General features: G+C 70.2%; 11 protein-coding genes and 1 pseudogene. 6 read left to right on the forward strand and 6 right to left on the reverse strand.

The window, feature by feature from the left end; all coding sequences use genetic code 11:
• Positions 1 to 94 precede the first annotated feature (94 nt).
• From dnaK to ACIBAG_RS12850, 4 genes are read left to right on the forward strand one after another with little or no spacing between them, the layout of a single operon-like run.
• Positions 95 to 1942, forward strand: a complete 1848-nt coding sequence (dnaK, locus tag ACIBAG_RS12835; RefSeq protein ID WP_399104124.1) for a molecular chaperone DnaK — start codon at positions 95 to 97, stop codon at positions 1940 to 1942.
• Positions 1939 to 2595 carry a nucleotide exchange factor GrpE gene (grpE, locus tag ACIBAG_RS12840; protein ID WP_399104126.1) on the forward strand — a complete coding sequence of 219 codons (657 nt, stop codon included), beginning with the start codon at positions 1939 to 1941 and terminating at the stop codon, positions 2593 to 2595. Before dnaK ends, grpE begins: the two co-directional genes overlap by 4 nt.
• Before the next feature lie 36 nt (positions 2596 to 2631).
• Positions 2632 to 3810, forward strand: a complete 1179-nt coding sequence (gene dnaJ / locus ACIBAG_RS12845; protein ID WP_399104128.1) for a molecular chaperone DnaJ — start codon at positions 2632 to 2634, stop codon at positions 3808 to 3810.
• Between the two features lie 5 nt (positions 3811 to 3815).
• Positions 3816 to 4262: a heat shock protein transcriptional repressor HspR gene (locus ACIBAG_RS12850; RefSeq protein WP_399104130.1), complete on the forward strand. Its 447-nt coding sequence runs from the start codon at positions 3816 to 3818 to the stop codon at positions 4260 to 4262.
• A gap of 81 nt (positions 4263 to 4343) precedes the next feature.
• Here the strand turns inward: ACIBAG_RS12850 and ACIBAG_RS12855 are convergent, their stop codons facing one another.
• A complete protein-coding gene (locus ACIBAG_RS12855) occupies positions 4344 to 6344 on the reverse strand; it encodes a PA14 domain-containing protein (protein ID WP_399104132.1) in 2001 nt (666 codons plus the stop codon).
• Positions 6345 to 6473: 129 nt separating this feature from the next.
• Positions 6474 to 8141 (reverse strand): fibronectin type III domain-containing protein, encoded by a 1668-nt coding sequence (locus ACIBAG_RS12860; protein WP_399104134.1) that lies wholly within the window; start codon positions 8139 to 8141, stop codon positions 6474 to 6476.
• A 295-nt stretch (positions 8142 to 8436) separates the two neighbouring features.
• On the opposite strand from ACIBAG_RS12860, the gene ACIBAG_RS12865 reads away from it, so the two are divergent.
• Entirely contained in the window at positions 8437 to 9564 is a 1128-nt protein-coding gene (locus ACIBAG_RS12865) for a sugar ABC transporter substrate-binding protein (protein WP_399104136.1), read from the forward strand.
• A 121-nt stretch (positions 9565 to 9685) separates the two neighbouring features.
• On the opposite strand, the gene ACIBAG_RS12870 is transcribed toward ACIBAG_RS12865, so the two are convergent.
• From ACIBAG_RS12870 to ACIBAG_RS12880, 3 genes are read right to left on the reverse strand one after another with little or no spacing between them, the layout of a single operon-like run.
• The gene (locus ACIBAG_RS12870; protein WP_399104138.1) at positions 9686 to 10540 is read right to left on the reverse strand and encodes a transglutaminase N-terminal domain-containing protein; all 855 of its coding nucleotides are present in this window, start codon (positions 10538 to 10540) and stop codon (positions 9686 to 9688) included.
• A gap of 1 nt (position 10541) precedes the next feature.
• Positions 10542 to 11474, reverse strand: a complete 933-nt coding sequence (locus ACIBAG_RS12875) for an alpha-E domain-containing protein (RefSeq protein WP_399104139.1) — start codon at positions 11472 to 11474, stop codon at positions 10542 to 10544.
• A complete protein-coding gene (locus ACIBAG_RS12880) occupies positions 11471 to 13015 on the reverse strand; it encodes a circularly permuted type 2 ATP-grasp protein (protein ID WP_399104141.1) in 1545 nt (514 codons plus the stop codon). Before ACIBAG_RS12880 ends, ACIBAG_RS12875 begins: the two co-directional genes overlap by 4 nt.
• A gap of 437 nt (positions 13016 to 13452) precedes the next feature.
• Between ACIBAG_RS12880 and ACIBAG_RS12885 the strand changes: the two genes are divergently transcribed.
• A complete protein-coding gene (locus ACIBAG_RS12885; protein ID WP_399104143.1) occupies positions 13453 to 14523 on the forward strand; it encodes a LuxR C-terminal-related transcriptional regulator in 1071 nt (356 codons plus the stop codon).
• Here ACIBAG_RS12885 and ACIBAG_RS12890 read toward each other — a convergent pair.
• Positions 14459 to 15390 (reverse strand): annotated as a pseudogene (locus tag ACIBAG_RS12890) (LuxR C-terminal-related transcriptional regulator). The gene ACIBAG_RS12885 and the pseudogene ACIBAG_RS12890 sit on opposite strands and share 65 nt — an antisense overlap.
• Positions 15391 to 15394: the final 4 nt, after the last annotated feature.

The raw sequence follows: 15394 nt of genomic DNA on the forward strand, positions 1-15394 counted from the left end.
GAGTTGAGTGGGGTCGACTCAGCTCTGTTGACCGGGTGGCAGGCGTCATGCACACTTGAGTCCGTTCCACTCAAGTCAGCTGGAGGAATCAACCATGGCACGTGCGGTCGGCATCGACCTGGGCACGACTAACTCCGTCGTCAGCGTTCTGGAGGGCGGCGAGCCCACCGTCATCACCAACGCCGAGGGCGCCAGGACCACGCCGTCCGTCGTCGCCTTCGCCAAGAACGGCGAGGTGCTGGTCGGCGAGGTGGCCAAGCGCCAGGCGGTCACCAACGTGGACCGGACCATCCGCTCCGTGAAGCGCCACATGGGCACGGACTGGAAGATCGAGCTCGACGGGAAGCCCTTCAACCCGCAGCAGATCTCCGCGTTCATCCTCCAGAAGCTGAAGCGGGACGCCGAGGCCTACCTGGGCGAGAAGGTGACCGACGCGGTCATCACCGTCCCGGCCTATTTCAACGACTCCGAGCGCCAGGCGACGAAGGAGGCCGGCGAGATCGCCGGTCTGAACGTCCTTCGCATCGTCAACGAGCCCACCGCGGCGGCGCTCGCCTACGGCCTCGACAAGGACGACCAGACGATCCTCGTCTTCGACCTCGGTGGCGGCACCTTCGACGTCTCGCTGCTGGAGATCGGCGACGGCGTCGTCGAGGTGAAGGCCACCAACGGTGACAACCACCTCGGTGGTGACGACTGGGACCAGCGCATCGTCGACTACCTGGTCAAGCAGTTCCAGTCCGGTCACGGCGTGGACCTGTCCAAGGACAAGATGGCTCTGCAGCGTCTGCGTGAGGCTGCCGAGAAGGCGAAGATCGAGCTGTCCTCGTCCACCGAGACCTCGATCAACCTGCCCTACATCACCGCCTCCGCCGAGGGCCCGCTGCACCTGGACGAGAAGCTCACCCGGGCTCAGTTCCAGCAGCTGACGGCCGACCTGCTGGAGCGCTGCAAGACTCCGTTCTTCAATGTCATGAAGGACGCCGGCGTCTCCATCAACGAGATCGACCACGTCGTCCTCGTCGGTGGCTCGACCCGTATGCCCGCCGTCGCCGAGCTCGTCAAGGAGCTGACCGGCGGCAAGGAGGCCAACAAGGGTGTGAACCCGGACGAGGTCGTCGCCATCGGCGCCTCGCTCCAGGCCGGTGTCCTCAAGGGTGAGGTCAAGGACGTCCTGCTCCTCGACGTGACCCCGCTGTCCCTCGGCATCGAGACCAAGGGCGGCATCATGACCAAGCTCATCGAGCGCAACACCACGATCCCGACCAAGCGGTCCGAGATCTTCACCACGGCCGAGGACAACCAGCCGTCCGTGCAGATCCAGGTCTACCAGGGCGAGCGCGAGATCGCGGCGTACAACAAGAAGCTCGGCATGTTCGAGCTGACCGGTCTGCCGCCGGCCCCGCGTGGCGTCCCGCAGATCGAGGTGTCCTTCGACATCGACGCCAACGGCATCATGCACGTGACCGCCAAGGACCTGGGCACGGGCAAGGAGCAGAAGATGACCGTCACCGGCGGCTCCTCGCTGCCGAAGGACGAGGTCGACCGGATGCGCCAGGAGGCCGAGCAGTACGCGGAGGAGGACCACCGCCGCCGCGAGGCCGCCGAGACCCGCAACCAGGGCGAGCAGCTCGTCTACCAGACGGAGAAGTTCCTCAAGGACAACGAGGACAAGGTCCCCGGCGAGGTCAAGACCGAGGTCGAGGCCGCCGTCGAGGAGCTGAAGACCGCGCTCAAGGGCGAGGACACCGCCGAGATCCGGACCGCCACCGAGAAGGTCGCCGCGGTCTCCCAGAAGGTCGGCCAGGCCATGTACGCCGACGCCCAGGGCGCGCAGGCCGCGGGCGGTCCCGAGGGCGCCACCGCCGGTGGCAAGGCCCCTGAGGACGATGTCGTCGACGCCGAGATCGTGGACGACGAGCGCAAGGACGGTGCCGCGTGACGGAGGAGACCCCGGGCTTCGAGGAGAAGCCCGACGTCCCCTCCGGCGCGACCCCCGACGACGCCGAGCCGAAGGCCGCACCCTCTTCGAACACGGAGGGGGCGGCCCCGGCCGGGGACGTATCAGCAGCGGACGCCGGTCTGGTGGCCCAGCTGGACCAGGTGCGCACCGCGCTCGGCGAGCGCACGGCGGACCTCCAGCGGCTCCAGGCCGAGTACCAGAACTACCGCCGCCGCGTGGAGCGGGACCGGATCACGGTCAAGGAGATCGCCATCGCGAACCTCCTGACCGAGCTCCTGCCCGTGCTCGACGACATCGGCCGCGCGCGGGAGCACGGCGAACTGGTCGGCGGATTCAAGTCCGTCGCGGAGTCGCTGGAGACCGTCGCGGCGAAGATGGGTCTGCAGCAGTTCGGCAAGGAGGGCGAGCCCTTCGACCCGACGATCCACGAGGCCCTGATGCACTCGTACGCGCCGGACGTCACCGAGACGACCTGCGTCGCGATCCTCCAGCCGGGGTATCGCATCGGCGAGCGCACCATCCGCCCCGCGCGGGTGGCCGTGGCCGAGCCCCAGCCGGGCGCGCAGACCGTCAAGGAGGAGTCTGCCGAGGCGGCCGACGACAAGGAGAGCGGTGGCCCGGACGAGGGCTGACGTTGAACTGACGACGAGAGAGGAGGGACGTCGAGGATGAGCACCAAGGACTTCATCGAGAAGGACTTCTACAAGGTCCTCGGCGTCCCCAAGGACGCCACCGAGGCCGAGATCAAGAAGGCGTACCGGAAGCTCGCCCGCGAGTACCACCCGGACGCCAACAAGGGCAACGCCAAGGCGGAGGAGCGCTTCAAGGAGATCTCCGAGGCGAACGACGTCCTCGGTGACCCCAAGAAGCGCAAGGAGTACGACGAGGCACGCGCCCTGTTCGGCAACGGCGGCTTCCGCCCTGGGCCGGGCGGCGCGGGCGGCTCCTTCAACTTCGACCTGGGCGACCTCTTCGGAGGCGGCGCCCAGGGCCAGGGGGGAGCCGGCGGCTTCGGCGGCGGACTCGGTGACGTCTTCGGGGGCCTGTTCAACCGCGGCGGCACGGGCGCCACCCGTACCCAGCCCCGGCGCGGCCAGGACATCGACACCGAGGTCACCCTCAGCTTCACCGAGGCGATCGAGGGCGCGACCGTCCCGCTGCGGATGTCCTCGCAGTCACCGTGCAAGGCCTGCGCGGGCACCGGCGACAAGAACGGCACGCCCAGGGTGTGCCCGACCTGCGTCGGCACCGGCCAGGTGGCCCGGGGTTCGGGCGGGGGCTTCTCCCTCACCGACCCGTGCCCGGACTGCAAGGGGCGCGGCCTGATCGCCGAGCACCCGTGCCTTGAGTGCAAGGGCAGCGGCCGCGCGAAGTCGTCCCGGACCATGCAGGTCCGCATCCCCGCCGGGGTGTCGGACGGCCAGCGCATCCGCCTGCGCGGCAAGGGGGCGCCCGGCGAACGCGGCGGCCCGTCGGGCGACCTGTACGTCACCGTGCACGTCGACGCGCACCCCGTGTTCGGCCGCAAGGACGACAACCTCACGGTGACCGTCCCCGTGACCTTCACGGAGGCGGCCCTCGGCGGCGAGGTCAGGGTCCCCACCCTGGGCGGACCGCCGGTCACCCTGAAACTGCCGCCCGGCACGCCCAACGGCCGCACCATGCGGGCGCGGGGCAAGGGCGCGGTCCGCAAGGACGGCACCCGCGGAGACCTGCTGGTCACCGTCGAGGTGAGTGTCCCGAAGGACCTGACGGGGAAGGCTCGTGACGCACTCGAGGCGTATCGCGAGGCGACCGCGGACGAGGATCCGCGGGCGGAGCTGTTCCAGGCCGCGAAGGGAGCTTGATCGAGATGGACGGCCGTCGACGCAACCCGTATGAACTGACCGAGGAAACCCCGGTCTACGTCATCTCGGTGGCGGCCCAGCTCTCCGGCCTGCACCCGCAGACACTGCGCCAGTACGACCGCCTCGGCCTGGTGTCCCCGGACCGCACGGCCGGCCGGGGCCGGCGCTACTCGGCCCGCGACATCGAACTGCTCCGCCAGGTGCAGGCGTTGTCGCAGGACGAGGGCATCAACCTGGCCGGCATCAAGCGCATCATCGAACTGGAGAACCAGGTCGCGGCGCTGCAGTCCAGGATCGCGGAGATGCAGGCGGCCCTGGACGGCGCGGCGGCGGCGATGCAGCAGCGCGAGGCGGCGGTGCACGCGTCGTACCGCCGGGACCTGGTCCCGTACCAGGAGGTGCAGCAGACCAGCGCGCTGGTGGTGTGGCGGCCGAAGAAGGCCAAGGACTAGGCCGACGCAGGCACGCAGGCACGCAGTCATGCGAAGGGGCCCGGAGGTTCGCATCGAACCTCCGGGCCCCTTGCCGTTCCGTCAGGAAGCCGGCGGTACGGCGACGCTCACCAGCACCGGCTGTGACGTGGTGCCGTCCTCGCGGACGCCGACGACCTGGTACCACAGGGACGTTCCGGTCGGGACGTTCGCGTCGTAGAGCGGCTCGTAGTCCGAGTCCGGCAGGGCGTCGAAGGTGGCGGTCTGCGGGTTCCAGCGGGCGGCCCGGAACCTCACGTACTCCTCGGTGCCCGCGGGCGACGAGCCGTACACCTGCACATTGCCGGCCGCGGAGAGCGACGCGTAGGCCACGTGCGTGGCCCCGGCCGGCGTCTCCACCGTGGGCCGCAGATCGTGCTCGGTGACATGGACCGTGGTGCCCGCGCCGAGGTTCCCGGCGAAGTCCTGGGGCCGGACGACGTAGCAGAGGTGCTCGCCGTCGGCGACATTGACGTCCCGCCACGACGTCACGGCCACGCCGGTCTCGCCGAGCTTCGCGGTGTCCGTGCAGACGCCGTCGACGGTTGTGCCCCGCCACACGGTGTACCGGTGGAGATCGGCGTCGGCCACCTGCGACCAGGTCAGGGTCGTGCCCCAGTCCTCGCCGGTCGCGGTGACGGACGCCGGAGCGGCGGGCGCCTGCCGGTCGGTGCCGGTGGTGGCCGCCACCTCTCCGCTGCGCAGGCCCTCCTTGTCGTTGCTGTCGTAGCCGCTGACCGCGTAGCGGTAGGCGGTGTTGGTGCCCGCCGACCAGTCGGTGCACAGCAACTGCTCGGAGCCGTCCGGGAGGTCGCGCTCGCGCCAGCCGCAGCGATCGGTCACCTCGACCCAGTCGGTGCTCGTGCCCGTGGCGCGGTAGACCCGGAAGCCCATGTAGGAGCCGCCGGAGTCCCAGTCGGCGTTCCAGGTCACGGTGACCGCGCTGGAGTGCGGGAAGGCCTGGCCGATGGTGGGCGCGGCCACCAGACGGCGGGCGGCCTTGGCGGTGCTGTAGGCGGTGACCCGGCCGCTCGCGTCGATCGCCGCGACCCGGTACTCGTGCCGGGCGGAGCGCGTCACGCGGGTGTCGGTGAACGAGGTGCCGGTGGGCTCGAAGGTGGTGGCGGCCCCGTCGACGGAGTTCCACGAGCGGAGCACCCGGTACTTGACCGCCCCGGGCACCGCGTCCCAGTTCAGGGCGATCCCGGTGTCGGTGCCGGTGGCGGTGAAGCCGGTCGGCGTGGTGACGGCGAGGCTGGTCACGGAGGCGGTCGAGGTGGTGGCCGAGGAGTTGCCGGCCTTGTCGTACGCCCGGACCAGGTAGTCGTACGTCTCCCCGGTGGCGGGGGGAGTGTCGGTGTACGAGGTGGCGGTGGCGGCCAGCTGGCGCAGGGTCTGCCAGCTGGTGGTGCCTGCCACGCGCCGGTACACCCGGTAACCGGCCAGGTCCATCTCGGCGTTCTTCCGCCAGCCCAGCTTGGTCTGCTGGGTGGCGTTGGAGTAGGCGGCGGTGAAGCCGGCCGGGGCGAGGGGCTTGACCGTGTCGACGGTGGCGTCGGTGCGGGGGGCGTAGGCGAACTTGACCCTGGCGCTGCCGGTCCAGTTGACGTAGTCGACGCGGATGGTGTGCTTGCCGGACGGGATCGTCACGTTGACGGTCTTCGAGACGGTCGTGGAGGTGTTCTTCCACAGGTCGATCTTGCGCGCGCCGGTCGTGCCCGGGTCCAGGTAGACCCGGATGCCGTCCAGACCGGAGGCCGCGAAGGAGAACGGCCCTCCCGAGCCGAAGTCCCTCGTCACCGTCCAGCGGACGCCGAAGTTGTCGCTCGGCAGTCCGGAGGCGGGGGCGCCCGTGCCCCAGTTCTGGTCGATGGCGCTGTCGCAGTCGGTCTTCTTCGGGGTACCCGAGAAGGTGGTGTTCGCGAAGAACTGCCGCTTGAAGACCGGCGAGGTGCAGGTCGTCTCGGCGGAGGCGGGTGAAGCGACCGCGGTGAGCAGACCGCCGGCGGTCGCGAGCACGACAGCGGCGGCGGCCGCGGTGGTCGTGCGTCTGGCTGGGTTCATGGATCCTCGGTCGTGATCGTCGATGGCCGGGGAAGGGGTGGCGACGATCACGACTCGCGGAACGGCCCTGGGGTTGTACGGATTCGCCGGTGACTTCCGGCGGATCCGCCGTGCGCCCCTGATCCGCTGTCAGCGGTTGACCATGAACTCCAGTGACGAACTCTGCGCACTCGTGCGCCCGTAGGGGTCCACCGCGAACACCGTCGCCATGCAGGGGCCGTTGAACGGCGGCGTCCACTCGATGGCGCCGGTCGTGGACAGCCGGGTGCCGCTGTCGCCGCAGGCGCCGGAGATCTCCCAGGAGTACCCCTTCAGCAGGCGTCCCTCGTCGCCGGCTCCCGGTTCGGCCTTGATCTGGATGGGGAACCGCGTGCCGCCCGCGGAGACCAGCGTCAGCCGCGGCGCGGCCGGGCCGAACTGGGTGGCTCGGGTGAGCCGGTCGACGGTGACCTCGGCGGAGGGCGCCGACTCGGCACCGGTACCGCTCTCCACGGCGACGACGTAGTAGGACGCCTTGCCCGCGGGAGCGACGATGTCGTCCCACCGGTTGCCCCGTCCCAGGTCGCCGATGGCAATCCAGCCGCCGTCGGTGCGGCGGTAGACGCGGAACTGGCCCGAGTTCTCGGGCAGGTCCCAGCCGATCACGGTCTTGTCGTCGTGGACGGCGCCGGTGAGCCCGGTCGGGGCGGGCGTGGCGGAGGGCGCGGGGCGCGTGGCCGTCACCGGGGCGGAGACCGGGGAGGCGTTCATGGCGCCGTCGACCGCCTGCACCTTGTACGTGTAGGCCGCGCCCGTCTCGGCGCGGACGTCCGTGTAGGACGTGCCGAGCACGATGTCGGGCCCGTCGGGATCCTGCTGCCCCTCGGGCGCGCCCCACACCTCGTAGTGGTGGACGTCCGCCGACGCGGACGGCTCCCACCTGACCGTGTTGCCCGCCGTGGTGCCCTTCGCCGTGAGACCGGTGACCTGCTGCGGGGCCGTGCGGTCGGCGGTGGTGACGGGCACTCCGGCCGACCCCGCGGACACGTTGCCGGCCTTGTCGTAGGCGCGCACCGAGTAGTAGTACACCGCGCCGTTCAGCGGGAGGGTGCTGTCGGTGAACGTGGTGGAGGTCGTGGTCGCCAGCGGGGTGGCGGGGTAGGAGGTGTCGCTCTTCAGCCGCCGGTACACCCGGTAGCCCGCGAGGTCCATCTCCTTGTTCTTGGCCCAGGTGAGCCGGGCCTTGCCGGTCGCCTGGTCGTAGGTGGCGGTGAAGCCGGCCGGGGCGAGGGGCTTGACCGTGTCGACGGTGGCGGAGGTGCGGGGCGCGTAGGTGAACTTGACCCTGGCGGAGCCGGTCCAGTTGACGTAGTCGACGCGGATGGTGTGCTTGCCGGACGGGATCGTCACGTTGACGGTCTTCGAGACGGTCGTGGAGGTGTTCTTCCACAGGTCGATCTTGCGCGCGCCGGGCGTGCCGGGGTCCAGGTAGACCCGGATGCCGTCCAGACCGGAGGCCGCGAGGGAGAAGGGCCCACCGGAGCCGAAGTCGCGTGTCACTGTCCAGCGGACGCCGAAGTCGTTCGACGGCAGTCCGGAGGCGGGGGCACCCGTGCCCCAGTTCTGGTCGATGGCGCTGTCGCAGTCCGTCTTCTTCGGGGTGCCCGAAAAAGTGGTGTTCGCGAAGAACTGCCGCTTGAAGACCGGCGAGGTGCAGGTCACAGCGGCGGACGCGGAGGCCGTCGTGAGCAGGGTGCCCGCGGTGGCGAGCACGACCGTCGCCGCGGTCGCGGCGGTCGTGCGTCTGGCTGGCTTCATTCGATCCTCTGGTCGAGTACGGGACAGCGGAGCGGAGGCTGTCGTGATCACGACTCGCGAGGTATGGCGTTGGTTGTACAGATCTTGGTCGACTCTTCGGCCAGGGTTCGATGGAGGGGGTGTAATGGGCGTTTGGAGGCACTCCGTCATGTCTTCACATGTGCAGCGGAGCGTGGTGTTGCGCACTCGTTAAGTAGTTCCGCTTGACGCTGGGGGCGGACGACGCGTTGGCTTTTCAGACATCCGGGCGCCATGGTGCGCCCGTGTCCCGAAGGCACCAGAAGTGAGCTCCTCTATGCGTCCCTTGCGCCCCCTGCGCCGCACCGCCACCGCCGTGGCCGCCGCGTCCACGATGACCCTCTCGCTGGCCGCGTGCGGGGCACTGGGCGTCACCGGGGACAGCACCGAGGCGAGCCCGACCAAGGGCAACGACATCACCGTGGGGCTGCTGCTGCCGGAGACGGCGAACACGCGCTACGACAAGTTCGACTACCCCATCATCCGGAACAAGGTTCTCGAGCTCACCAACAAGCAGGGCAAGGTCGAGTACCTGAACGCCGACGCGGACGCGTCGAAGCAGGCCGAGCAGCTGCAGCAGCTGATCGACAACCAGGTCGACGTGATCCTGCTGGACGCCGTCGACGCGCACGCCATCGCGGACGGCGTGCAGAAGGCCAAGGACGCCGGAATCCCGGTCATCGCCTACGACCGCCTGGCCGAGGGGCCGATCGACGCGTACGTCTCCTTCGACAACGAACTGGTCGGCGAGGTCCAGGGCCGCTCGCTGCTGGAGGCCATGGGGGACATCGACTCCTCCGACAAGATCGTCATGATGAACGGCTCGCCCACCGACCCGAACGCCAAGCAGTTCAAGGCGGGCGCCCTCTCCGAGCTCAACGGCACGGTGGACATCGCCAAGTCGTACGACACCAAGGACTGGAAGCCGGAGAACGCCCAGGCCAACATGGCCGAGGCGATCAAGGCGATCGGCGTGAACAACATCAAGGGCGTCTACGCCGCCAACGACGGCATGGCCGGCGGCGTCATCAAGGCCCTGGAGGCGGTGGGCGTGAGCGAACTGCCGCCGATCACCGGGCAGGACGCCGAACTGGACGCCGTGCACCGCATCATGACCGGCGAGCAGTACATGAGCGTGTACAAGTCGTACCCGCAGGAGGCCGAGAGCGCCGCGCAGATGGCCGTGGCCAAGGTCCAGGGCAAGGACATCCAGTTCGACTCCCTCGCCCAGGACCAGGTCGACAGCCCCACCGACAAGGACATCCCCGCCCTGCTGGTCCCCGTGGTCGCCCTGACCAAGGGGAACATCAAGGAGACGGTCCTCGCCGACGGCATCTACGACGTCTCCGAAATCTGCACGGCCGAGTACAAGGCGGCCTGCTCGCGGCTCGGGCTCAGCAAGTAGGCATCGGCAGGCAGGGCCCGTCGGTCTCACGACGGGCCCGCGGCATTCAAGCCACCTGCGTTCATGCCACCTGCGTTCATGCCACCCGCGTTCATGCCATCCGAGTTCACGCCACCCGAGTTCACGCCACCCGCGTGAACTCCACCGTCACCTCCGGCGGCCCACCCGGCACCCCCCGGTAGATCCCCTTGTGCGGGGTGACGTCGTCGTAGTCGCGCCCGCGCCCGACCACCACGTGGGACTCGTCGGCCCGCGTCCGGTTGGTGGGGTCGTAGCCGCACCAGTCGCCCGCCCAGTACTCGATCCAGGCGTGGCTCTGCCCGGCGACCGGACGATGCAGTTCCGCCTCCCGCTCGGGGTGCAGGTAGCCGGAGACATAGCGGGCCGGCAGTCCCACTCCCCGCAGCAGCGCGATCGTGAGGTGGGTGATGTCCTGGCAGACGCCCGCGCACTGTTCCCAGGCCTCGGCGGCGGAGGTGTTCACGCTCGTGGCGCCGGGAAGGTACGACACCCGGTCGGCGACCAGCGCGGACACCGCGAGGGCCGTCTCGTGCGGATCGAGGCCGGCCGCCGCCTCCCGCGCCTTCTCGACGAGCCGGTCGGGCACGGTCGTGCGCGAGGTCGGGCCCGCGAACTCCAGCAGCCGGGAGGACGCCACCTCGTCGGCGAGCGCCTGCCATGTGGGCGCTTCGGGGAGCGGGCCCGGCGGATGGGTCTCCACCAGGCTGGAGGCCGTGATGGTGAGGTCGGCGTGCGGGTCCATCAGGTCGAAGCCGGTGACCTGGGTGCCCCAGTAGTCCCAGTACGCCCAGGTGGTCGCGGCCGGGCTGATGGTGACCCGGGCGTCCAGGGTGGTCTGGCCGGCCAGCGTCAGCGGGGTCATGCGGACCTCGTTGTGCGAGGACGCGGCGGGCTGGGCGTACGAGACGCGGGTGATGTGCTTGATACGGAGCCGGCGAGTTCCCTGGGTGGTCATCTCACGCTCCTTCCTGGGCCCACTCGACGGGCCCCTGGTAGGGGAAGAACCGGTCGGCCACCGAGTCCGCCGAGGCCATGCACGCCTGCTGCAGGTCCCTCAGCAGCAGGGGGAGTTGTTCCTCCAGGGCGTGGGTGTCCAGGTACTCGAGCCGGGTGCGCATCCGGCCGATCGGGCGGCGCGCGGGGTCCTGGCGGGGGCGGCCCAGCGCGGTGAGGCACTCCTCCGCCGTGGTCAGCGCGTGCAGCGCCGAGCGCGGGAAGTCGCGGTCCAGCAGCAGGAACTCCGCCACCCGCGGGGTGTCGCCGAAACCGCCGTACACGCGCGCGTACGCCTCGTCCGCGCCGGACGCGCTCAGCAGGGTCGGCCAGTCCGGCGCGTGCGCGGCGTCCAGCACCCGCACCGACAGCAGCCGTACGGTCATGTCCACCCGCTCCAGACTCCGGCCCAGGACGACGAAGCGCCAGCTGTCGTCCCGGCTCATGGTCGAGTCGGCGAGGCCGAAGAAGAGCGCGGCGCGGCGGCGCACCAGCTCCAGGTACGCGTACGGGCCGGTGCGCCGAGCCGCCAGCCGCTGGTCGGCGAGCGCGTGCCACGTCGAGTTCAGGCACTCCCACATCTCGGACGAGACGGCCTCACGGGCACTGCGCGCGTTCAGGCGTGCCGCACCCAGCGCCCCCTCGATCGACCCCGTGGAACGGGCGTCGAAGGCCAGCTGGTCCAGCACCTGCTGCATGTCGACCGGCGCGCCGCCCGCGTCCATCCCGAGGATCGCGTACAGCGACCGGCAGGCCACGTCCTCGTCGCGCCACGGGTCCTCCAGCATGCGGTGCAGGTAGGCGTCGAGGATCCGGCCCGTGGCGTCGGCCCGCTCGACATACCGGCCGGTCCAGGTCAGCGCCTCGGCTATCCGGGAGAGGATCACGTCGTTCACTGCTGCTGTGCCCCTTCCTGTACGACGGTGGGGTTGCCGTCGGGTCCGAGCTGACGCGGTGCGACGTCCAGGGGCTCGGTGGCGCTCAGCGGCGCCGGGGACTCCGCGGGCCCCTCGGCCAGCACCCAGGTGTCCTTGGAGCCGCCGCCCTGGCTGGAGTTGACGATCAGGTTGCCCTCCTGGAGGGCGACCCGGGTGAGGCCGCCGGGCAGTACCCAGACATCGTTGCCGTCGTTGACGGCGAAGGGTCGCAGGTCGATGTGGCGCGGTGCCATGCGCTCGCCCGCGAGGGTGGGGGAGGTGGACAGGGCGACCGGCCGCTGGGCGATGAAGCCGCGCGGATCGGCGATGACGGCTTTGCGAGTGCGTTCGATCGTCTCGCGGTCGGCCTTCGGACCGATGACGATGCCCTGCCCGCCGGCGCCGTCGACGGGCTTGATGACGAGCTGCTCGATCTGGTCGAGGACCGCCTCCAACTGGCCCGGCTCGTCGGGGCGGTAGGACTCGACATTCGGAAGGATCGGTTCCTCGCCCAGGTAGTACCGGATGAGGTCCGGGACGTAGGTGTAGAGGAGCTTGTCGTCGGCGATGCCGTTGCCCACCGCGTTCGCGAGTGTGACGTTGCCGGCCATGGCCGCGCTGAGGATGCCCGGGCAGCCGATCACCGAGTCGGGGCGGAAGTGGAGCGGGTCGAGGAAGTCGTCGTCCAGCCGCCGGTATACGACATGGACGGGCACCTCGCCGCGCGTCGTACGCATCCAGACGCGGTTGTTGCGGCACACGAGATCGTGCCCCTCGACGAGCTGCACGCCCATCAGCCGGGCCAGCAGGGCGTGTTCGAAGTAGGCGGCGTTGTTGGGCCCGGGGGTCAGCACGACGACGCGCGGATCGCCGGTCCCGTCGGGCGCGGCGGCGCGCAGGGCGGCGAGCAGCCGCTGGGTGTATCCGTCGACGGGCAGGACGTGCTGCTCGGCGAAGAGGGAGGGGAAGATCCGGGTCATGGCCCGGCGGTTCTCGATGACGTACGAAACCCCGCTGGGCACGCGGACGTTGTCCTCCAGCACCCGGAAGTCCCCGGCCTCGTCGCGTACGAGGTCGATCCCGGCGACATGGATCCGCACCCCGCCCGGTGGCTCCAGACCGTGGGCCGCCCTGTGGAAGTGGGGCGAGTTGAGCAGCAGCCGCCAGGGCACGACACCGTCCTCGAAGGCACGCGCTTGCCCGTAGGCGTCGGCGAGGTAGGCCTCCAGGGCCCTGACCCGCTGGCTCACCCCGCGTTGTATGAGATCCCACTCCAGGGCGTCGAGGATCCTGGGCACGAGGTCCAGCGGCCAGGGCCGCTCCTCGCCCGCGAAGGCGTACGTCACGCCCCTGTCGGTGAACGCCCGGGCCATCTGGTCGGCCCGGAACCGCAGTTCACTCGGTTCGATCGGCTGCAGCGCCGCCAGCACCGGCTCATAGGCGGTCCTGACTTCACCCGGCCGCTCGAACATCTCGTCCCACGCGTCGGCCAACGCGTACGCGTCAAATATGTCCGCCATGGCCTGACGTTAAGTGGGGCGTGTAACACGGTGATCTCCGGGTGATTTCCGGGAGGTGATCGCGGAAGGGTGGCGTCCGGCCGGCCGGGTGGCCGGACCACTCCACCGGGACCGAACCGGGGGCGGCTTTGCTGCGCACACGGCAAAGGCCGGATGGGGACCATCAGCTTGTTGCAACTCGGCAGGCGGAGGCCCGGAGATAGTAGGTCGAAACGGTGGTTTACGGCGCCCGGCGCGGCGGGAGCCGTGTTGCGGAGCACGGCCCGTCCGCGCATAGTTGCGCTGCGGAAGCGCGAGCGAACCGTAGGCCCCACGGGCTGTGCACGGTGGGCCCCTCGACCAGGGTCACGCCCTGCCGGGGTGCCCCGACAGGGGCGGCACCGTGCTCCGGAAGCGGGCGAGCCGGCGAGAGAGGCAAGAACCGGGGGTGGATGGCGATGGCCGGGCACGGGGCGGAGGAGCATCCACACGGTGCCGACCGACTGTGCGAGGCCGGGGACCGCGTGTACTCCCGGGCCGTACGCCGCGGCCGGGTGTCGCGCCGGGACGCGGAGCCGGTGCCCTGCCTGCTGGAGCTGGCGCTGCTGCATCCCGACCCCGACGACATGGACTGGCTGGTGCCGACGTCTCCGCAGGAGGTCATGACGCGGCTGCTGCGCGGGGTCTACGACGAGGTCAGCGCGAGCCAGCGGCGGGTGGGCTCGGCGGTGGCGGCGTTCGAGTGGTACGCCGGCCTCGGTCCCCAGTCGCCGCAGGCGTCCGGTGCCTCGGGTGCCGCGATCCGTGTGCTGGACGGCGCTTCCCGCATCCAGGCGGCCCTGGACGCGGCGACGGAGGCGTGCACGAGGGAGGTGCTGACCGTGCAGCCCGGCGGCATCCGGCCCGAGCACGAGCTGACGGAAGGCCTGCACCGGGCGCTGGCCCTGCGCGGGCGCGGCGTGCGGATGCGCGACCTGTACACGCATGTGGCCCGGCACGGCCAGGGCCTGCTCAACTACCTTGAACTGATGGGCGATTCGGTCGAGGCCCGCACCTTGGACGAGGTCATCGACCGGCTGATCCTCTTCGACCGCACGGTGGCCTTCATTCCGGCGAACACGGACCGCACGGTGGCGTTGGAGCTGCGGCATCCGGGGCTGGTGGACTACCTGCTGACGGTGTTCGAGCGCCTGTGGCGCCTGGCGATCCCCCTGACGGCGCCCCTCCCCGACACCGGCATCGAGGGCATCTCCCACCGCGAGCAGTCCATCGCCGCGCTGCTCGCCGAGGGCCACCAGGACGCGGTGATCGCGGAGCGGCTGGGGATAAGCGTGCGTACCTGCCGGGCGCACATCGCACGGCTGTCGGAGACGCTGGGGGCGGCGAGCCGGACGCAGCTCGGGGTGCGGATCGCGCAGGTGGGGCTGGACCGTCCGCGGGCGCCGTCGTCCGAGGCGGCGGTGATCAGGGTCGCCGGAGTGCCGGGGATTCCCGGGGTTCCTGGTCAAGAATCCCCGACTGGCCGATGAGATAGCCGAGTTGGGCACGGCTCTCGCTGCCCAGGGTCGCGGCGAGTTTGGCGCTGTGGACGCGGGCGGTGCGGACGTTCAGGCCGAGGCGGCCGGCAATGGCGGCGTCGGTGTGGCCTTCGACGAGGAGCTCGGCGATGGCGCGTTGGCGAGAGGGTGACACCGTCCAGGGAAGGTTGCTGGACAGCCTCGGGGTACATCGGTGCGGCCAGGCGCCATAGCCGCTCGAACGTGGTCACGAAAAAGGAGATCAGGGCCGGGTGGCGGACCTCCAGTGCGACCGTAGGTGTGTTGCTGACCGGGATGAAGGCGACGGACCTGTCAATGATGATGAGTCGGTCGGTGACTTCGTCGAGGGTGCGGGCCTCGACGTCCCCATCGAGTTGTTCGTAGCGCGCGATGACGTACGGCACGTGGCGTTGCATGTGTTGGTAGATGGCGCGGATGCGGCCACCCCGGTCGAGCAGGGCCTGATCGCGATCCAGCGCGACGGGCTGCGCCGCCGCATGTATCCGGCTCTTGTGGGTGCTGCACGGAGAGGATCTCTTGCGCTTCGGCCATGGCTCGGGAGATGGCCCGGTTGATCTGCTCGCCACCGCTGAGCGTTTTGTGTGCCGAGGTGTCGGCAGTCGTGGGGCGCCCCATGCCGATCCGCATCAGCGGTGCGAACGAATCCGTCAACCGCTCTTTCCGTCGCCATTCGCTCGCGATCCGTTCCTCCGACGCGCGCAGCAGCTCCTGCGGCAGCCCGAGATCGATGAGGCACGGCGCGCTGTCAACATCTTTCACACGCACGCGGCCTTCACGCAGAACACGGGCGTACAGGTTCGTACCTGCCTCACACAGCTGTTCCCGGGCCGTGTGTATGCGC

The sequence above is a fragment of the Streptomyces sp. NPDC051243 genome, from assembly GCF_044455405.1.
Classification (GTDB): Bacteria; Actinomycetota; Actinomycetes; order Streptomycetales; family Streptomycetaceae; genus Streptomyces.